Origin of the sequence: Chryseobacterium sp. CCNWLW53 (assembly GCF_037083525.1) — a bacterium.
GTDB classification, from domain to species: domain Bacteria; phylum Bacteroidota; class Bacteroidia; order Flavobacteriales; family Weeksellaceae; genus Chryseobacterium; species Chryseobacterium lathyri.
In genome coordinates this window covers 921417-939404 of record NZ_JBAOJR010000001.1, presented here as the reverse complement: position 1 = coordinate 939404, position 17988 = coordinate 921417, and the positions used below count along the sequence as shown (strand labels likewise).

21 protein-coding genes are annotated in these 17988 nt (G+C 38.0%); 16 read left to right on the top strand and 5 right to left on the bottom strand.

Features of this window, described 5'->3' with window-relative positions; genetic code table 11:
- Window positions 1–91: 91 nt before the first annotated feature.
- Window positions 92–469 carry a DoxX family protein gene (locus V6R96_RS04425; protein WP_111958493.1) on the top strand — a complete coding sequence of 126 codons (378 nt, stop codon included), beginning with the start codon at window positions 92–94 and terminating at the stop codon, window positions 467–469.
- 96 nt (window positions 470–565) lie between these two features.
- Here the strand turns inward: V6R96_RS04425 and V6R96_RS04420 are convergent, their stop codons facing one another.
- On the bottom strand, window positions 566–1924 hold the full coding sequence (locus V6R96_RS04420; protein ID WP_336378119.1) for an acyl-CoA dehydrogenase family protein: 1359 nt from the start codon (window positions 1922–1924) through the stop codon (window positions 566–568).
- 207 nt (window positions 1925–2131) lie between these two features.
- On the opposite strand from V6R96_RS04420, the gene V6R96_RS04415 reads away from it, so the two are divergent.
- The 12 genes from V6R96_RS04415 to V6R96_RS04360 all read left to right on the top strand — a co-directional run bounded on the left by V6R96_RS04415 (window position 2132) and on the right by V6R96_RS04360 (window position 13244).
- Entirely contained in the window at window positions 2132–3034 is a 903-nt protein-coding gene (locus V6R96_RS04415) for a DUF4349 domain-containing protein (protein ID WP_336378118.1), read from the top strand.
- Between the two features lie 156 nt (window positions 3035–3190).
- Window positions 3191–4060, top strand: coding sequence for a TraB/GumN family protein (locus V6R96_RS04410; protein WP_336378117.1), 870 nt, complete (start codon window positions 3191–3193; stop codon window positions 4058–4060).
- Window positions 4061–4085: 25 nt separating this feature from the next.
- Window positions 4086–4595, top strand: a complete 510-nt coding sequence (locus V6R96_RS04405; RefSeq protein ID WP_111958485.1) for an RNA polymerase sigma factor — start codon at window positions 4086–4088, stop codon at window positions 4593–4595.
- Window positions 4585–5193, top strand: a complete 609-nt coding sequence (locus tag V6R96_RS04400) for a hypothetical protein (RefSeq protein WP_111958483.1) — start codon at window positions 4585–4587, stop codon at window positions 5191–5193. Before V6R96_RS04405 ends, V6R96_RS04400 begins: the two co-directional genes overlap by 11 nt.
- Window positions 5194–5400: 207 nt before the next feature.
- Window positions 5401–7041 (top strand): glucose-6-phosphate isomerase, encoded by a 1641-nt coding sequence (pgi, locus tag V6R96_RS04395; protein WP_336378116.1) that lies wholly within the window; start codon window positions 5401–5403, stop codon window positions 7039–7041.
- A gap of 3 nt (window positions 7042–7044) precedes the next feature.
- Window positions 7045–7869, top strand: a complete 825-nt coding sequence (locus V6R96_RS04390; protein ID WP_336378115.1) for a class I SAM-dependent methyltransferase — start codon at window positions 7045–7047, stop codon at window positions 7867–7869.
- Window positions 7870–7891: 22 nt separating this feature from the next.
- Window positions 7892–8776: a bifunctional 5,10-methylenetetrahydrofolate dehydrogenase/5,10-methenyltetrahydrofolate cyclohydrolase gene (locus V6R96_RS04385; protein ID WP_111958477.1), complete on the top strand. Its 885-nt coding sequence runs from the start codon at window positions 7892–7894 to the stop codon at window positions 8774–8776.
- 7 nt (window positions 8777–8783) lie between these two features.
- Complete coding sequence (locus V6R96_RS04380) at window positions 8784–9413, top strand: 7-carboxy-7-deazaguanine synthase QueE (protein WP_336378114.1); 630 nt, start codon at window positions 8784–8786, stop codon at window positions 9411–9413.
- Window positions 9414–9589: 176 nt separating this feature from the next.
- A complete protein-coding gene (locus V6R96_RS04375; RefSeq protein ID WP_223557749.1) occupies window positions 9590–10960 on the top strand; it encodes an exopolysaccharide biosynthesis polyprenyl glycosylphosphotransferase in 1371 nt (456 codons plus the stop codon).
- A gap of 118 nt (window positions 10961–11078) precedes the next feature.
- Complete coding sequence (locus V6R96_RS04370; RefSeq protein ID WP_111958471.1) at window positions 11079–11831, top strand: ABC transporter permease; 753 nt, start codon at window positions 11079–11081, stop codon at window positions 11829–11831.
- Window positions 11831–12646, top strand: a complete 816-nt coding sequence (locus tag V6R96_RS04365) for an ABC transporter ATP-binding protein (protein WP_111958469.1) — start codon at window positions 11831–11833, stop codon at window positions 12644–12646. Before V6R96_RS04370 ends, V6R96_RS04365 begins: the two co-directional genes overlap by 1 nt.
- The gene (locus V6R96_RS04360) at window positions 12630–13244 is read left to right on the top strand and encodes an outer membrane beta-barrel protein (protein ID WP_111958467.1); all 615 of its coding nucleotides are present in this window, start codon (window positions 12630–12632) and stop codon (window positions 13242–13244) included. Before V6R96_RS04365 ends, V6R96_RS04360 begins: the two co-directional genes overlap by 17 nt.
- Window positions 13245–13277: 33 nt before the next feature.
- On the opposite strand, the gene V6R96_RS04355 is transcribed toward V6R96_RS04360, so the two are convergent.
- Both V6R96_RS04355 and V6R96_RS04350 read right to left on the bottom strand, forming a co-directional pair.
- Window positions 13278–13586, bottom strand: a complete 309-nt coding sequence (locus V6R96_RS04355) for a hypothetical protein (RefSeq protein WP_111958465.1) — start codon at window positions 13584–13586, stop codon at window positions 13278–13280.
- Between the two features lie 94 nt (window positions 13587–13680).
- The gene (locus tag V6R96_RS04350; protein ID WP_111958463.1) at window positions 13681–14487 is read right to left on the bottom strand and encodes a M48 family metallopeptidase; all 807 of its coding nucleotides are present in this window, start codon (window positions 14485–14487) and stop codon (window positions 13681–13683) included.
- Window positions 14488–14595: 108 nt separating this feature from the next.
- On the opposite strand from V6R96_RS04350, the gene V6R96_RS04345 reads away from it, so the two are divergent.
- Window positions 14596–15150: a DUF4251 domain-containing protein gene (locus V6R96_RS04345; RefSeq protein ID WP_336378113.1), complete on the top strand. Its 555-nt coding sequence runs from the start codon at window positions 14596–14598 to the stop codon at window positions 15148–15150.
- On the opposite strand, the gene meaB is transcribed toward V6R96_RS04345, so the two are convergent.
- Window positions 15147–16130: a methylmalonyl Co-A mutase-associated GTPase MeaB gene (meaB, locus tag V6R96_RS04340; protein WP_336378112.1), complete on the bottom strand. Its 984-nt coding sequence runs from the start codon at window positions 16128–16130 to the stop codon at window positions 15147–15149. The two genes, V6R96_RS04345 and meaB, sit on opposite strands and share 4 nt — an antisense overlap.
- 141 nt (window positions 16131–16271) lie before the next feature.
- On the opposite strand from meaB, the gene V6R96_RS04335 reads away from it, so the two are divergent.
- On the top strand, window positions 16272–16562 hold the full coding sequence (locus tag V6R96_RS04335; protein WP_223557752.1) for a cytochrome c: 291 nt from the start codon (window positions 16272–16274) through the stop codon (window positions 16560–16562).
- Between the two features lie 21 nt (window positions 16563–16583).
- Complete coding sequence (locus V6R96_RS04330) at window positions 16584–16871, top strand: cytochrome C (RefSeq protein ID WP_111958717.1); 288 nt, start codon at window positions 16584–16586, stop codon at window positions 16869–16871.
- A gap of 102 nt (window positions 16872–16973) precedes the next feature.
- Here V6R96_RS04330 and V6R96_RS04325 read toward each other — a convergent pair whose 3' ends face one another.
- Window positions 16974–17963 (bottom strand): enolase C-terminal domain-like protein, encoded by a 990-nt coding sequence (locus tag V6R96_RS04325; protein ID WP_336378111.1) that lies wholly within the window; start codon window positions 17961–17963, stop codon window positions 16974–16976.
- Window positions 17964–17988 lie beyond the last annotated feature (25 nt).

The following is a 17988-nucleotide window of genomic DNA, read 5'->3' as shown; positions in this document are numbered from 1 at the left end:
ATAGGGATAAATCTGAAATATTAACAAATTTTAATAAAAACAGACTTACGAATAGCATTTTTGTTTTACATTTGATATAAAATCAACAATTATGAAAATCGTAAAATTTATCTTTGCCCTTCTTTTTGGGCTTATGTTTATCAATGCCGGATTAAACAAATTCTTTAATTATATGCCAATGGAAAAGCCAACGCCTGAGCAAATGAAACTTTTTGCCGCATTTGGAGAAATTCACTGGCTGATGCCTTTGGTGGGAATTGTAGAAGTTGTTGGCGGGCTATTATTTATTTTCCCAAAAACAAGAGCATTAGGAGCCATTGTCATTTTACCCGTAATGGTGGGAATTGTGGTTCACGTATTTACAATAGACAAATCTACCATGGGAATGTCCATCGCAGGAGCTCTGTTCCTGATTAATCTTTGGATGATTATTGATAACAGGGAGAAATATAAGGCTTTGATTAGCTAGAAATTATTGATGAATGGTGAATTGTCAATTAGCTTCGCTGTCAATTTTACATCCTGCGATACTCAGTAATGACAATTCACCATTCACATTAAGAATCTATACAAATGCACTGAATCCTGTAATTGATCTTCCTACAATCAGTGAATTGATTTCTTTTGTTCCTTCGTAAGAATAAATGGCTTCGGCATCTGCCACAAATCTTGCCACGTCATACTCAAGAAGAATACCGTTTCCACCCATCACTTCTCTCGCCCTGGAAACAATATCTCTGGTTCTCAAAGTACAGAAAACTTTGGCCAGGGACGCATGTTCATCCTTTAAAATTCCTTCATCCTGCATTTCCGAAAGCCGGAAGACCATAGTCTGCATGGCAGTAAGGTTGGAAAGCATTTCCACAAGATGTCCCTGGATCATCTGGAATGAAGCAATAGGTTTTCCGAACTGTTCTCTGGTTCTGGTATACTGTAGTGCACTTTCATAGGCCCCTCTTGCACAGCCAGTAGCCATCCATGCCACTCCTGCCCTGGTCATACGCAGAACTTTTCCGGTATCTTTAAATGAATTTGCATTCTGGAGGCGGTTTTCTTCGGTAACCAGGCAATCAGTTAAAGTGATTAATCCGTTTTGAACGATCCTTAATGCCATTTTCCCTTTTATCTTTTCTACGGAATAGCCCGGATTATCTTTTTCCACAATGAAGCCCTTCACTTCACCGCTGTCCAGATCTCTTGCCCAGATAATGACAAGATCAGCAAATGTTGCATTCCCGATCCATTTCTTTTGTCCATTGAGAATCCAACCCTGCTCTGTTTTTTTACAGATAACAGTAAGACCGCCTGCTGCTCCGGACCCTACTTCAGGCTCGGTGAGGCCAAAAGCACCTATTTTTTCGAATTTCTGCATCTGGGGGAGCCATTTCTGTTTCTGTTCCTCTGATCCGCAGATGTAAATAGATCCCATCGCCAGCCCTGACTGCACACCAAAAAATGTAGCAATAGAGGCATCAATTCTCGCCATTTCCATGGCAATGACACCTTCCATCAGAAAAGGCATTCCCGGACAGCCATACCCTTCATAGGTTACACCACAGATATTCAGTTTCTGAAATTTCGGAATGAGTTCAAAAGGAAATTCATCCCTCAGCCAATAATGATTGACCAAAGGTTTCACTTCTTTTTCCATAAACGCTCTTACTTTAAGTTGAATCTCCCGTTGTTCCGGAGTAAGCGTATGGTAGATGTCGTAAAAATCACCATCAACGGGAGGAAGCTCCCGTTTTTTCTTATTGGGATCAAGCATTTTCATCATTCCGTTCAGCTGTTTATCATCCAGCTTGGAGAAATTCTGCATTAGCTTAGGCAGATCAACTTTTTGAGAAATAGCACTCAGCTGGTCAAAATCTATAGATCTGAATAATTCTATCGCGTTTCTGATTTTGGAAAAAGTATTTGACATAGTAATGTTTTGTGGGATTGATTTGTAAAAGTTAAGCAAAAACTGCTCCGAAAACAAGTCATTCTATGAGGTCTCATTTTACAAAACACTCATTCACAGCAAATTAAAACTGAATATTTCTTTACAAACTTTTTGCGATTGATTTTCAAATATTACAATAGATCCTGCCTGAACTTTGACCTAAGAAAACCCACAAAAATCAACGCTATGAAAACGACCTACATTAAATTATCCCTGTCAGCAATTCTTTTATCAGGAATCTATTCATGTAAAAAAGGAGAAGCCGTCTCCACTGAAAGCTATGCTACAGATTCTGCTGTTGCCGTAGTTACAGACAGCGTTTCCTCTGTAGCCACTATGACGGTAAAGGACAAACAGTTCATTAAAACAGCTGACGTAAATATGGAAGTCAAGGATGTCTATGAAGCAACCGTTTCCATTGAAAAAACAGTTCAGGATCTCGGAGGATTTGTAGCCCACAGCAATCTTCAGAGCAATGTGATCTCACAGGAGGCCTATAATACTTCCGATAATGACGCGATGCTGATCAAAAAGTACCAGACAGAAAATACGATGCAGGTACGCGTTCCGACGGAAAAACTTGGTGAATTGCTTGTGAAAATTAATGATAAAAAACTTTTCCTAAACTCCAGAACGATCAATGCCGAAGATGTAACCTCCAACATCAAATATGCAGAAATGGAAGGCAAAAGAATTAAAAAGACAGGCGAAAATATCGATCAGCTGAAAACAAATAAAGACAAAGTACAGCTGGACAACGACAATATGGCGGAAGGAAATCTGCAGCAGCTTGCCAATATGGATACCACCGACAACATTAAATACAGCACGATAGATATTTACATTAAAGAGCCTAAACTCCGTATTGCAGAAATCGCAGTAACCAATACCAGAAATATTGATAATAAATATAAGTTTAACTTCATATATGACGCTAAAAATGCTTTTGTAGAAGGATTTTACCTGATTCAAAAGATCGCAGTGGGACTTATCACCATATGGCCACTTTTATTAATCTTAGTCACCGTTGTATACTTTTTAAGAAAAAGAAAACTGACAAAACCGGAACGCACAAAAATTCAGGAATAACAAAAGCAATCCTAACCAGCTGGTTATCATCATAATTTTAGATTTTACAGACCTCCTTCACGGGAGGTTTTTATTTTTTTCAAAAAAAACTGTAACGATCATTATCTTGCCCTTACCTACTGTTTAAAGAATGAATAATAAAAAAACTTTAATCATATGAAAAATTTAGTAAAACTTGGGTTCGCAGCATTATTATCGGCAACCATTATGACGGTAAAAGCTCAAAATACCAACGCGGAAAACAGTACACTTTGGGAAGTTTCCGGAAACGGTCTTATCCAACCTTCTTATATTGCAGGAACCTGTCATATTATGTGCAGCCAGGATTTTGAGATCAAACCGAAAGTGATGAAAGCCCTTGAAAAATCTGATAATCTTGTGATGGAAATCAATTATACAGATCCCGCTGAAATGACAGCCATGCAGAAAATGTATCAGACGGATAAAAAACTATCGGATCAGCTTACTCCTGAAGAAGCAAAAGAGCTGGATAAAATCCTCGCGGACTACGGAACAGATTTTAAGAAGATGGACAATTCCAGCTCACAGGCATTGTATGCACTAATTTCGATGAAAGCTATACCGTGTCCACAAACTGAAGTAAAGCTGTATGAAATAGAACTCCTCAAAAATGCGCTGAAAAGTAAAAAGAAAGTCTTCGGGCTGGAAAAAGTAGAGGACCAGATGACTTCAATCAATAAAGCCTACGATCTGAAAGCAGTCATTCAACAGTTAAAAATGGGAAAGGAATATGAAATCCTGCTTAAGAAAATGATCACTGCCTTTAAAAAAGAAGATGTACAGTCCCTTTATACCCTTTTTAAAGATGATAAAATGATGAATGCCGAACAGGAAAAAGCCATGCTTACAGACAGAAATAAAAACTGGGCAGAAAAAATGCCTGAGATGATGAAAAAAGAAAGTGCTTTCTTTGCAGTAGGAGGTGCTCATCTGATGGGAGAAAACGGAATTATCCAGCTTTTAAGATCCAAAGGATATACTGTAAAACCTGTGTCAAGCCTATAACATCTAACCAAACCATGAAATTATTGTGAGCAGCCAGACTGAAACCGATTTTTTAAAGCTCGTCAATCAGCATAAAGGTATTTTATATAAGGCCTCCCGGATCTATGCGGATTCTTTGGAAGACCGGGAAGACCTCCAGCAGGAAATCCTTATCCAGCTCTGGAAATCTTACCAGAACTTCAAAGGCAACAGTGAGTTCTCTACGTGGATGTACCGGGTCGCGATTAATACCGCTATTACTTATTTAAAAAAAGAAAAAAAACGGACGGATAACCAAACGGATGTACCCCATCATTTTGAAGTCCAGAATGAAGACTATAACCCTTCAAAGGACCGGCAGCTGGAAGTTTTCTACACTGCGGTCCAGGAACTTAAAGCGCTTGAAAAAGCTATTATATTCTATTTCATGGAAGGCATGTCTCATAAAGAAATTGGTGATAACCTTGGCCTAAGCGAAGGTAATGCCCGTGTAAAACTCAACAGAACCAAAGAAAAAATACAGCAAATCATAAAAAAATCAGGCTATGAATTTTGATCAATTAAAAGAACAGTGGAATAATGAAGACGGTGAAAACGTCAACATTCCCAATACCATAGAACAGTTAAAGAAAAGCAAGCATCCTATCGAAAAGATCCAGAAAAGCATGAAATCGGAATTCCCAATGCAGATCATTGCCGTTATTCTTATTGCATTCTTTCCGCAACAGCTGGATTTCCCTTCATCGCAGTATGTTATTTATTATACATCCTATGCGATGCTTGTGGTCATATCTTCTTACTATCTGTTCGGATTCTATAAATTTTATAAGCAAACCGAACTGTATACCGGAAACACCAAAAACAGCCTCTGGAAAATATACCACGAACTGAAGCTGAACATGGAAAGATACCAGTCTTTCGGATTTCTACTTCTTCCCCACTTTATGATCACTTTAGGATTGGAGTTTTACAATATATTTCAGAAAAAAGGAATGCCTTTAGAAAGTTTTGCAGATTCTTATCAGCGGGCTTTTATCCTGATTGTACTTCTCGGAACCGTAGCGATTGTAGCCAGCATTGTTTTATGGACTCAATACTTTTACGGACGCCACGCCAAACGTTTGGAAAATATACTTAACGAAACGGACGAATAGTTTTTCTGATCCATCTTTTACAAAACAATAACCATGAAACCTCAGACTTGTTCTGAGGTTTTCTTTTTAAAAAATTGTTATTTATCGCGTTCAAATTTATCTGAGGTTTTATTTTTCCTTAAATTTGCACATCAGAAATAAAATGATAAGGATTTTAAACATTTAATCCTGCCTCTTACTTTCTGAACCTATATAATTTCTAAAAATATGCTATCAAAAATAAATCCTATACAAACCACCAGCTGGAAAGCTCTTGACGAACATTTTGCAGGCAACGACTTTGATCTGAGAAGCCTTTTCCAGTATAATCCTGACCGTTTTAAAGAATTCTCTCTACAGAAAGACAATTTCCTTTTTGATTATTCTAAAAACCTTATCGATGCAAGAACGAAAGAGCTTTTACTTCAATTGGCAGATGAATGCCAGCTGAAAGATGCTATTTCTAAAATGTTTTCCGGTGACAAGATCAATGAAACAGAAGGAAGAGCTGTATTACATACAGCCTTAAGGGATTTCTCAGATAAAGAAATTATTGTAGACGGAGAAAATATTAAACCTCAGATAAGAAGAGTTCTTGACCACATGAAAGCTTTCTCTGAAAAAATCATTTCAGGAGAACACAAAGGCTTCAGCGGAAAAGAAATTACTGATGTGGTCAATATCGGAATCGGAGGTTCAGATCTTGGACCCGTAATGGTTTGTTCAGCTCTAAAGCATTTTAAAACAAGATTAAACGTTCATTTCGTTTCAAATGTTGACGGTAACCATATTGCTGAAACTGTTAAAAACCTCAATCCTGAAACTACATTGTTCATCATTGCTTCCAAGACTTTTACCACTCAGGAAACAATGACGAATGCCAATTCTGCAAAAGACTGGTTCCTGAAAGCAGGAAAAGAAGAAGATGTTGCTAAGCATTTCGTTGCCTTATCCACTAATGTTGAAGCAGTTAAAAATTTCGGAATTGCAGAAGAAAACATCTTCGAATTCTGGGACTGGGTAGGCGGAAGATATTCTCTTTGGAGCGCTATCGGCCTGAGTATTGTTCTGGCAGTTGGCTATGACAATTTCGAGCAGCTTTTAAAAGGTGCAAATGATACCGATCAGCATTTTCAGACTGCAGATTTCTCTGAAAACGTTCCGGTATTAATGGGACTTTTGGGTATCTGGTACCGTAATTTCTACGCAGCGACAAGCTACGCAATACTTCCTTATTCTCAATATCTGGACAGATTTGCAGCTTATCTTCAGCAGGGAGATATGGAAAGTAACGGAAAATGTGTAGACAGAAATGGAGAATTCGTAGAATATGAAACGGGACCTATTATCTGGGGTGAGCCCGGAACAAACGGCCAGCATGCTTTTTACCAGCTAATTCACCAGGGAACTGAACTTATTCCTGCAGATTTTATCGCTTATGTAAAAAGCAGCAATTTAGTTTCTGATCACCAGCCTAAGCTTTTGGCTAACTTTTTTGCACAGACTGAAGCACTTGCCTTCGGAAAATCTGAAGAGGAAGTAGAGGAAGAATTAAGAAACGCAGGAAAATCCGATGAAGAAATTGATAAGTTATTAAACTATAAAGTCTTCCATGGAAACACACCTACTAACTCTATATTATTCAAGGAATTAACTCCTTTTTCATTAGGACAGTTAATTGCCATGTATGAGCATAAGATCTTTGTTCAGGGGGTGATCTGGAATATTTTCAGCTTCGATCAGTTCGGGGTGGAATTAGGAAAAGTTTTAGCCAATAAGATCCTTCCTGAGCTTGAAAGCAACGAAGCAATCAGCTCTCACGACAGTTCTACGAATGGATTGATTAACTATTATAAAGGAAACAAGTAGCAGATGTCTGCATTACGGTCATATTATTATAAGCTTCCTCCCGGCCTCAGGCTTCTGGGGCGGAAAATTTATTATTTTCCGATAGATTTTTATGAAGGAATTACAGGGAAAAGATCAAAAAATGAACCTAAAAAAGGAGACATTTATGTAGGGGGCAGTGACTTTATTCCTCATGGGATCCGTCAGGTAAATGCGCTTAAAAAATATATAGGCTTACAAAATACAGACCATGTTCTGGATGTAGGATGTGGGATCGGAAGAACAGCAGTAGCCCTTACCGGCATCATTGATAAAGGAACATACGACGGTTTTGATGCCGTAGAAAAGGGAATCAACTGGTGTAATAAACACATCGGAAAAAAACATCCGAATTTTAAATTTCAGTTTACCCCGATTTATAATGACCTGTACAATACTTTCAGCCAAAAAGCAGAGAGTTTTACATTTCCTTATGATGAATCACAGTTTGATAAGGTATTTCTATTCTCGGTTTTCACGCATATGCAGATACCAGAGATCAAAAGATATCTTAGTGAAATCAGCAGAGTGTTGAAAAACGACGGACAATGTCTAGCTACATTCTTTCTGTATGATGAAACCCAAAAAGAATATGGTACAATGCCATTTCCACATCAGTATGAAGGCTACAGGCTCATGGATGATAAAGTGACCGCAGCCAATATTGCAGTAAGCATCCCATTGCTGAACAAGATGGCGGCAGAAGCAGGATTAAAAGTGACCACCATAAAAGGAGGATTCTGGAGAACCGATGTAGAAAAGGAAGGAGCTGATGAATTCCAGGATATTGTTGTATTCAATAAAATCTAAATAAAAAGTAAAAAAAGTAAAAATGGCAGAAATTCTTGACGGACTTAAAGTATCCAAAGAAATAAAGGCAGAAATCAAGGTGGAAGTAGAAAAAATCCTTGAAGGCAAGAAAAGAGCACCCCATCTGGTAGCTATTCTTGTAGGAAACAACGGGGCAAGCAAGGCGTATGTAAACAGCAAAGTAAAAGACTGTGAGGAAGTAGGATTCCGTTCTTCACTTTTAAAGTTCCCGAGCACCGTTTCCGAGTCTGAATTGCTGGAGAAAATTGATGAATTAAATAAATCTAAGGAGGTAGACGGTTTCATCGTACAGCTTCCTTTACCGGACCAGATCGATCAGGAAAAAATCATTTTGGCGATTGATCCAAGAAAAGACGTAGACGGTTTCCATCCTGAAAATTTTGGGAAAATGGCATTGGAAATGGACACTTTCCTGCCCGCTACTCCTTTTGGGATCCTGACATTACTGGAAAGATATAATATTGAAACCAAAGGAAAAGACTGTGTAATTATCGGAAGAAGCAAGATCGTAGGAAGACCTATGAGCATCCTGATGGGAAGAAAAGATTTCCCGGGTAACTCTACCGTGACTTTAACACACTCTTATACAAAAGACATCGAAGAATACACAAAAAAAGCAGACATCGTTATTACCGCATTAGGTGATCCTCATTTCTTAAAAGGAGATATGATCAAAGACGGTGCAGTAATCGTGGATGTGGGTATTACAAGAGTAGACGATGACTCTCCAAAGGGATACTACCTTGCAGGTGATGTAGATTTTGACAGCTGTGCAGCTAAAGCAAGCTGGATCACGCCCGTACCTGGAGGAGTAGGCCCTATGACCAGAGCCATGCTGATGAAAAATACCATCATCGCTTACAAAACTTCAGTCTATAACGACTAATTTTAAAATGAACAAAGAAGAAGATATTTTATTAAAAGAAGGTAAAATGCTCCCTGTAATGGAGCATTTTTACACTTTACAGGGAGAAGGGGCACACACCGGAAAGGCATCTTATTTCATCAGATTGGGAGGCTGCGACGTCGGATGTCATTGGTGTGATGTAAAAGAGAGCTGGGATCCGAACCTTCATCCATTGATGAATGCAGAGGAAATTGCAGAAACTGCTGCAAAGCACAGTAAAACAATTGTTTTAACCGGCGGTGAACCGTTGATGTGGAATTTAGATATCTTAACGTCAAAGCTAAAAGAACTGGGATGCACTATCCATATTGAAACCTCAGGAGCTTATCCTCTAAGTGGGCAGATCGACTGGATTACCCTTTCGCCTAAGAAAACAGGACTTCCGAAAGAAGAGATCTACGAAAAAGCAAGTGAACTTAAAGTGATCATCTTCAATCAGCATGACTTTACTTTTGCTCAGGAACAGGCGGCAAAGGTTTCTGAAAATTGCAAACTGTATATGCAGAGCGAATGGAGCAAGCGTGATGAAATGTACCCAAAGATCACTGATTTTATTTTAGCCCATCCGGAATGGCAGGCTTCGGTTCAGACTCATAAATACCTGAATATTCCATAAGATTACTTTTAAATTCACCGAAATGCTGGATCAGAATATTTTTTATTCATATGATTGTTTTTTTGCCTGACATACTTAAATAATAGGAGAGAAAGTTTATAATATTCATAGAATCCCGGAATATACCGCAAAAATTATGTACATTAGATCTTCGTATCCGTTATAAATACTGATAGATGCAGAGAATTCGATACTCTAGATACCTGAAATCGATTATTATTTTGCTTGACCTTGTGGTTATTGCATCTATCTTCATATTCTTTTTCATAAGCAGAAACGAAAGCTTAAGATATCATAAGGAAACATGGTACCAGAATATTTTTTCCCTGGTATTGCTTTTTTTGTTCTGGATGCTTCTAAGCGGCAGGACAAAAATTTATAATATTCAGAGGAATCTCACCTATACTTTGTTTCTGGAACGCCTTCTTATCCATTTTCTGTTCTTTATACTCGGCGTTCTGCTTATTGGAAAAGTAAGCAAAAATGTATTTTTCAATTCAGATATTTACTGGCTTTCCTTCTATCTTTTTTTCTTTATTTTCCTGGCGAAATCGATCATTTATTTTATTATAAAATATTTCCGTTCATTGGGGATCAATTATAGAAATGTGATGTTTTTGGGGGAAACAGGTTCTACAGAAATTCTGAAGAATATATTTCAGGACAGAAAAGATTACGGATATAAAATATTTGAGTACGGAACTTCTGATATAAAACCAACCGAACTTGTTGAATTTTGGAAAAAAAACGGAATCCACACGCTGTTTTTATCTACAGAAAACCATTTCACCGAAAATCTTGAAACTGAGATCTTCAAACTGGCTGAAGACCATAAGGTCCATGTCTCATTAATTCCGAGCATTACACAGAGCGATTTTTTCCTGTACGATCTTGGATACATTCAGACACAACCTATTCTCAGCCAGGCAAAATACCCTTTGGATTATTACTCCAATTTCCTGGTTAAAAGGATTTTTGATATCGCTTTTTCTATCCTTATATTAGTTTTACTAGGTTCCTGGTTATTTCCGATGATTGCAATTCTCATAAAAATAACATCTAAAGGGCCTGTTTTCTTTGTTCAGAAGAGATATGGTTTCCATGAAGAAGTATTTTCATGTCTCAAATTCAGAACCATGATCGTTAATGATGAATCAGCTACGAAAACTACGGAAGAAAATGATGTCAGGATCACAAAAATCGGACGTTTTCTCAGGAAAACCAGCCTTGACGAGCTTCCCCAGTTTATCAATGTTTTGAAAGGAGAAATGTCTATTGTGGGACCACGTCCGCATATGCTTTCTGTAGATAACTTTTATAAACCTAAGATAGGAAGATACAGCTTAAGAAGTATGGTGTCGCCTGGTATCACTGGCCTTGCCCAGGTAAGCGGGCTGCGAGGAGATTATGGAGATGTGGAGGTTGAAATGAAAAAAAGGATTCTTGCAGACACATTCTATGTAAGAAACTGGAGTTTTGTTTTGGATCTTATTATTATTTTAAAGACCGTTTTATTGGTGATCGGCGGTGATAAAAACGCAAAATAAATAAAACAAAAGGCTAAGACTGAAATTGAGGAACCATATTTGCTTCTAGGTTAAATAATCCTCCGTTGAGCACCTGAGGTCTAACCTGAATTAAATAAAAAAAGTCTAATTTAGCAGCATGTTAAAAAAGTTTTTTACAGCAATAGGAGAATACATTATCCTTCTAGGTAAATCCTTGCAGAAGCCCCAGAAAATGAGGGTTTTTTGGAAGCTGTTCATGAGAGAAATCAATGATCTCGGCGTCAATTCTTTTGGGCTTGTGATCTTCACTTCTATATTTGTGGGAGCCGTTGTGGCTATCCAGATGTTCAATAATTTTGATTCGTCTTCTTTTCCTATTCCACCTTCATTCGTGGGATATGCCACAAAAGCTGTTTTGGTATTGGAATTTTCACCGACAATCATCAGCTTGATCCTGGCAGGTAAAGTAGGATCATATATTGCCTCAAGTATAGGCACCATGAGGGTTTCAGAACAGATCGACGCATTGGACATTATGGGGGTAAACTCTCCGAATTTCCTGATATTGCCCAAAATTTTTGCCTGTGTGATTTTTAATCCTTTGCTTATTGCCATCAGTATTGTATTCGGTATCGGAGGTGGCTACCTGGCAGGTATTCTGACTGGAAACTGGACAGAAAATGATTATATAGTAGGTATCCAGATGTATATGCCAAATTTATTTGTATACTATGCATTTGTAAAAACCACAGTGTTTGCTTTTATTATTGCTACGGTACCTTCTTACTTCGGATATAATGTAAAAGGAGGATCGCTGGAAGTAGGTAGAGCCAGTACTCAGGCCGTAGTATGGACCATGGTATTTATTATCATTTCGGAATTAATTTTAACCCAATTAATATTAAGCTGATGATTGAGGTAAAAGATCTTAAGAAGAGTTTTGACGAGGTTGAAGTACTGAAGGGAATTTCAACTTCTTTTGACAAAGGAAAGGTAAACCTGATCATTGGGCAGAGTGGCTCCGGAAAAACTGTTTTCCTGAAAAGCTTATTGAATGTTTATCAGCCATCATCAGGAGAGATCCTGTTTGACGGCAGGGATATCAACGTCATGACGCGTGAGGAAAAACAGCATCTGCGTTCAGAGATCGGAACGGTATTCCAGGGTAGCGCACTTTTTGATTCTCTTACGGTGGAAGAGAATATCATGTTTCCGCTGGATATGTTTACCAACCTTACTTTCAGAGAAAAAAAGAAAAGAGTATTTGAAGTAATTGGCAGGGTACATCTTGATAAGGCCGGGAGAAAATTTCCGTCTGAGATTTCCGGGGGAATGCAAAAGCGTGTTGCCATTGCGAGAGCAATCGTGAACAATCCTAAATATCTGTTCTGCGATGAGCCTAACTCCGGTCTTGATCCCTATACTTCCAATGTCATTGATGATCTTCTTCTTGAAATCACCAAAGAATATAATACAACAACTATCATCAATACGCACGATATGAATTCCGTGATGACAATTGGGGAGAAAATTGTATACCTGAGACTGGGGATCAAAGAATGGGAAGGAAACAAGGATATTCTCATTACTGCGGGCAATAAAAATCTTATTGACTTCGTTTATTCTTCAGAACTGTTTAAAGAACTGAGAGAATATTTACTTGAAAATAATAAAACGATTGAAAATACAATCTCTAAAATAGATGATAATGAAAAAGGTACTTAGTATAGCATTAATCGGGTTTTCAATGTTCGCTTCTGCGCAGATCTCTCTGGCAGGAAAAGCCAACTTAATATTCCCGACAGGCTCTCCTTCATGGAAAAACATTAAAGGAACGGTAAATGAAGCCATTGAGGGAACAGGAAAAAACAATGCAGGTTTTAACGTGGGGCTTTCTTTAAAAATAGGACTTCCGACTGCACTTTATGTAATGCCGGAATTATACTACACTCATTTCAAAAATGAATTCACTACGGAGAATACTACTTTTGATGTAAAGAGCAACCGTATCGATATGCCTGTTCTTTTAGGGTATAATCTTTTAGGGGATATGCTCGGAGTTTTTGTAGGACCGGTAGCAAGCTATAATTTAAGCAAGGAAGATACCTACAATGATTTTAAAGAAAACGTTAAAAACAATTTCACAGTAGGATACCAGTTCGGTGCGCAGCTTGAAATTAAAAAGCTGATCATTAATGCACGATACGAAGGGGCTTTCAGCAAAGATGAAAGAAACTTCATCAATAAGGTCTCCGGATCAGAAATCAGATATGACAACAGACCGAATCTGTTTTTGGTAGGCGTAGGTTATAAGTTTAAATAATTTGAAAATAACACTATAAAAAACCCTCAAATATTAAATTTGAGGGTTTTTATTTTGCTGAAGTTCCGCTTCCCGTCTGGCAATATCTGCCGCCTGTTTTTCAAGATCTTCTTTTTCTTGCTGTAATCTTTTGAATTCTCTTTTCTTCTCTTCAGCCTTTATTGCGCTTCCTTTGCTTACATATCCTACCATTCCGCCAATAATAAGGCCAATTCCTACTCCGGCCATTACACCCATCATGTGTGAGATGGTAATTCCTCCCACCGTAAAATCAGTGGTCAGATAAAAAAGCAGTGCCGACACGGCAAGCAGTATAAGTCCGGTAATTGATAAACTTTTCATAAATATTGTGTTTAGTGGTTTACATTGAAAAAAGCCTTACCCAATTTAGTGAAAAATTCAATAAGGCTCTATACAAGATTAAATTCTGGAATAATTATATTTTCCCTCCGGCTGCTTTATAGTATTCCAAAGCTTTTGGAAGGTTTTTATTGATATCTGAGATCCTTGTTTCAGGATTCGGGTGGGTAGATAAAAATTCCGGCTGTCTTGAGCCTGATGCTGCCCCTTCCATTCTGTTCCAGAAAGGAATCGCTTCTCTCGGATCATATCCTGCCATAGACATCAGGTATAATCCCATCTGGTCTGCTTCTGATTCCTGATTTCTACCATATTTCAACAGAGCTACCTGCGATCCGATAGGATATACTTTTTCAAAAATACCGGCCCATTGTGAGTTGGAAATTGTTCCGCCCAGAATAGAACCTCCATACTGCGCAACCATAGCCTGGGAAATTCTTTCATTGCCATGCCCTGCCAAAGCGTGTGAAACTTCGTGTCCCATCACAACGGCAAGACCATTGTCATTTTTTGTAACAGGAAGAATTCCTGTATAAACGGCAACTTTACCGCCAGGCATACACCAGGCGTTCAGCTCATTGCTTTGTATAAGATTGAATTCCCAGTTATAATTAGCAAGATCTGCAGATCTTCCTATACTCTGGTAATATCTTTCTGCTGCACTTTTTATTCTGCTTCCTACACTCGTTATTCTTTTTGCATCTGCAGTTCCTGTGATAATTTTAGATTTAGACAATGTCGTTTTATATTCCTGAGCAGACATTGTTAATATTTCCGAATTATTTGCAATCTGTAATGAAGACCTGCCCGTAATTGGATTAGTAGTACATGCTACAGTTGACAAGGCAACTGCTCCTATTCCTAATAGATGTGTAAATTTCATAGTTGTTTGAGTGTTAATAATTCAACATTTACAATTTTTATTCCAAAATGATTCAGAAGGAATATATTTGCATACATTTTGCTATTTAAATTTACAATTATTACGGTTATGAAAAAGTATATTTCACTTATATTTATTTTTGGATTTCTTTTTTTCTTTCAAAGCTGCTCCTCACAGGCTTCATTAGATTCCAAAACAGTTGATGCACTTGTAAGTTCCCAGGAATTTACTTTTCATGCACAAAGAGCAAATCCTATGAATTATGATGTTATCAATGTTATGAACTCAATGCCAAATTCTACTTCAATGAGGATTCTAGAACTTAACGGAGATGAGTATAGCATTACCATCAATAAAAACAATCTGGAGGTTGTACTTCCTTATTTCGGAAGAGTATTTAATTCTACTTTCGGAGATAGAGATAAAAACAGCTACCGTTTTACATCCAAGGACTTCACTGTCAATAAGGCTCAGAATAAAAAAGGAAACTGGATCTTAAAGATTAAGCCCAATGATACAAGAAATGTTGATGAGATTATTATAGAAATTTTTAAAAGCGGTAAAGCATTTGTTTCTATGAGAAGTAATGACAGACAGCCTATTACTTATGACGGTTATGTTTCTAAAAATGAGGAAATGCCAAAAGAAAAAGAGAAGCTTTAGTCTTTAGATAGAAATTTTTCAACAAACAGTTTTGCTTCAGTGCTGGGATTAGAAACCATTTCTGAAGCATTTTTTTTGTGCTGTATGTAAGCAGCTTCTACAGAATCGCTCCTTTTCATCATAGCCAGAATATATTCCTGAACCCAATATTCAAAGCGTTTTTCTGCCTGCTGGGTGCGGACTTCGTTAAAACGTGAGGTTTTCTTTTTCAGATCTATGAATTCATCAATTTTGGTGTATATTTCTTCCAAGCCTTCATTGTAAAGGGCAGAGCCTAATAATACCGGGATTTTCCAGCCTTTTTCTTTGGGAGGGATAAAATCCAGTGCCCGTTTCAATTCCAGCCTGGTATTTTTGGCTTTCTGAAGGTTTTCCTTTTCTACTTTATTGATAAAGATAAGATCTACCATTTCCATAATACCCCTTTTGATACCCTGAAGCTCATCTCCACCGCCAATAATTTTCAGGAAAAGAAATACATCCGTAATATCAGCTACAAGTACTTCAGACTGCCCTACTCCAACTGTTTCGATCAAAATATAATCATATCCTGCCGCTTCGCAGATCATCATGGTCTCAAAGGTGGTATTTGCAACACCGCCAAGAAATCCGGAACTTGGGGAAGGACGGATAAAGGCATTTTCTTCTTTTGCCAATTCTTCCATTCTGGTTTTATCTCCCAAAATGCTTCCTTTGTTAATGGAAGAACTGGGATCGATGGCAAGAACAGCAACTTTTTTTCCGTTAGCAATAGCAAGTCTTCCGAAATTTTCAATGAATGTAGACTTTCCTGCACCGGGAACTCCGGTGATTCCTACCCGTATGGAATTTCCTGTGAAAGGCATTATTTTCTTCAGAAGCTCTTCTGCCTGGGTCCTGTGCTCGGCTTTCTTGCTTTCGACTAATGTAATAGCTTTTGCGATCAGGCGTTTATTTCCTGACTGTATTCCTTCCATTAGTTCTTCTGTAGAAAATTTCATTGATTCAAAAATATAAAAATAACCTTCAAACTCCCATACAAACGGGTATTAATTTTATTTCTTCTAAATTAAAACTAGATACTGCCTTATCATCTGGAAGGGGAAATTCCTACATTTGTTACTAATCAAAATTCAAGAAACATGAAAAAAATATCCGCTGCTGCATTATTTACCTGCCTATTACTGGCTTCCTGTACACCAAAAGCTTCTACAGCCGGACCTATAGGACCCGCCGTTTCTACTGCAGAACAAATAGCTCAGGGAAAAACAATCTTTGAAAATTCCTGTGGCAGATGCCATAAGCTTCCGGATCCTACAGCACACACCTCTGTACAGTGGGTAGGAATTATGAATTCAATGGCTCCAAAAGCGAAACTGAATGACGAGCAGCATCAGTGGGTATACGACTATATTGTTTCTGTGAAAAAATAATCACCAAATCAGAATATGGATATGAAAAAAGTAATCTTAAGTATGACCGCAGGTGCTGCGTTTATGGTATCATGCGGACCTAAAAGCGTTGCCGTAACAGGGCCAAAGTACACCGCATCTGAGCAGCTGGTTCAGGGAAAAACTATTTTTGAAAATTCATGCTCCAAATGCCACAAGCTTCCGGATCCTGCTAAGCATGATGACCAAGGATGGATCAAAACATTAAGCAGAATGGCTCCGAAAGCAAAATTAAGCGATGAGCAGCACCAAATGGTATATGATTACCTGATTTCTGTGAATAAGAAGTAGCATTTTAGAGTTGGAGAGTGAAAGAGTTGGAGGGAGATAGGGTTGGAGAGTTGGAGCGTATCAGTGTTTAAGCAATGTTATTCACTATTCACAATAAATAAATTATAATTCTATCCCAAGTCCCGGTTTTCCCGACAGGATAATGTTTCCGTTTTTTACAAAATTTCCGGAGGCATAGTCATTGGAAATAAGATTGGCGCCATCAAGGTCGGCAAAATCAGTAAGGCCCGCCAATACACAGCCAGCGGAGATCCCAACCGTAGATTCTGTCATGCAGCCTATCATTGTTTTATAACCCAGTTCTTTTGCTTTTATAATCATCTCCAATGCCGGAGTGAGTCCACCGCATTTCATCAGCTTGATATTGACACTCTTATAATAAGGCAGGAGCTCTTCCAGGGAATTAAGATCCTGGGAATCTTCATCTGCCATCCAATTGGCAAAACCTTCTTTTTTTAAAACTTTATACTGGTCAACCGGTCTTGGCTGTTCCAGGTAAGAAAACTGCCTGATATTTTCATTTTCCTGAAGCCAGATACAGTCCAGATCTGTAAAACTGGCATTGGAATCTAAAGCAATGTTGCGGTTCAACCTCAGCAGCTTTTCGATATTGTCTTCATGCAGCCCTTTACATTTTACTTTAAATCTGTTCCAGCTGCTTTTTTCTATTTTCCGGATCTGATTTTCAATATCCGCTACTGAAATGGTAATGGAGCTCTCTGCCAAGTTCCCGGAAGGAATATGATTTAGTTCCGTAAAGCTTTTGTTTTCAAGTTTTCCGAAAAGGTCCCAATAGGCGCAATCTAAGGCGGACATTAAAAACGGATGCAGATCCAGCGTTGAAAGAAAGTGAAAAAAATCTTTGGGATGAACAACAGTCCGCTTTTCAAGTAACGGCTGTATCTCTTTTAATCTGATGATAAAGTTTTTCAGATCAATATGATAATAATCTATGGCAACACATTCACCATATCCTTTACAGTTTAAATAAGATAATTCTATCAGTAATGCTTCTCTTGTGTCATAATTACCATAGGCAATCGAGAAAGTTTCCTTTAGCTGAAGCTTTTTAAGTTCATAATTAAGTTCCATATATTAAAGCTACAAAAAAAGGACC

Bases quoted from the DNA above. Each gene is read 5' to 3' on its own strand.
- V6R96_RS04365 (WP_111958469.1), top strand. From the start codon at position 11,831: ATGATTGAGGTAAAAGATCTTAAGAAGAGTTTTGACGAGGTTGAAGTA.
- V6R96_RS04325 (WP_336378111.1), bottom strand. From the start codon at position 17,963: ATGGAACTTAATTATGAACTTAAAAAGCTTCAGCTAAAGGAAACTTTC.
- V6R96_RS04415 (WP_336378118.1), top strand. From the start codon at position 2,132: ATGAAAACGACCTACATTAAATTATCCCTGTCAGCAATTCTTTTATCA.
- V6R96_RS04330 (WP_111958717.1), top strand. From the start codon at position 16,584: ATGAAAAAAGTAATCTTAAGTATGACCGCAGGTGCTGCGTTTATGGTA.
- V6R96_RS04380 (WP_336378114.1), top strand. From the start codon at position 8,784: ATGAACAAAGAAGAAGATATTTTATTAAAAGAAGGTAAAATGCTCCCT.
- V6R96_RS04370 (WP_111958471.1), top strand. From the start codon at position 11,079: ATGTTAAAAAAGTTTTTTACAGCAATAGGAGAATACATTATCCTTCTA.
- meaB (WP_336378112.1), bottom strand. From the start codon at position 16,130: ATGAAATTTTCTACAGAAGAACTAATGGAAGGAATACAGTCAGGAAAT.
- V6R96_RS04410 (WP_336378117.1), top strand. From the start codon at position 3,191: ATGAAAAATTTAGTAAAACTTGGGTTCGCAGCATTATTATCGGCAACC.
- V6R96_RS04420 (WP_336378119.1), bottom strand. From the start codon at position 1,924: ATGTCAAATACTTTTTCCAAAATCAGAAACGCGATAGAATTATTCAGA.
- V6R96_RS04400 (WP_111958483.1), top strand. From the start codon at position 4,585: ATGAATTTTGATCAATTAAAAGAACAGTGGAATAATGAAGACGGTGAA.
- V6R96_RS04335 (WP_223557752.1), top strand. From the start codon at position 16,272: ATGAAAAAAATATCCGCTGCTGCATTATTTACCTGCCTATTACTGGCT.
- V6R96_RS04390 (WP_336378115.1), top strand. From the start codon at position 7,045: ATGTCTGCATTACGGTCATATTATTATAAGCTTCCTCCCGGCCTCAGG.
- V6R96_RS04345 (WP_336378113.1), top strand. From the start codon at position 14,596: ATGAAAAAGTATATTTCACTTATATTTATTTTTGGATTTCTTTTTTTC.
- V6R96_RS04425 (WP_111958493.1), top strand. From the start codon at position 92: ATGAAAATCGTAAAATTTATCTTTGCCCTTCTTTTTGGGCTTATGTTT.
- V6R96_RS04355 (WP_111958465.1), bottom strand. From the start codon at position 13,586: ATGAAAAGTTTATCAATTACCGGACTTATACTGCTTGCCGTGTCGGCA.
- V6R96_RS04385 (WP_111958477.1), top strand. From the start codon at position 7,892: ATGGCAGAAATTCTTGACGGACTTAAAGTATCCAAAGAAATAAAGGCA.
- V6R96_RS04375 (WP_223557749.1), top strand. From the start codon at position 9,590: ATGCAGAGAATTCGATACTCTAGATACCTGAAATCGATTATTATTTTG.
- pgi (WP_336378116.1), top strand. From the start codon at position 5,401: ATGCTATCAAAAATAAATCCTATACAAACCACCAGCTGGAAAGCTCTT.
- V6R96_RS04350 (WP_111958463.1), bottom strand. From the start codon at position 14,487: ATGAAATTTACACATCTATTAGGAATAGGAGCAGTTGCCTTGTCAACT.
- V6R96_RS04360 (WP_111958467.1), top strand. From the start codon at position 12,630: ATGAAAAAGGTACTTAGTATAGCATTAATCGGGTTTTCAATGTTCGCT.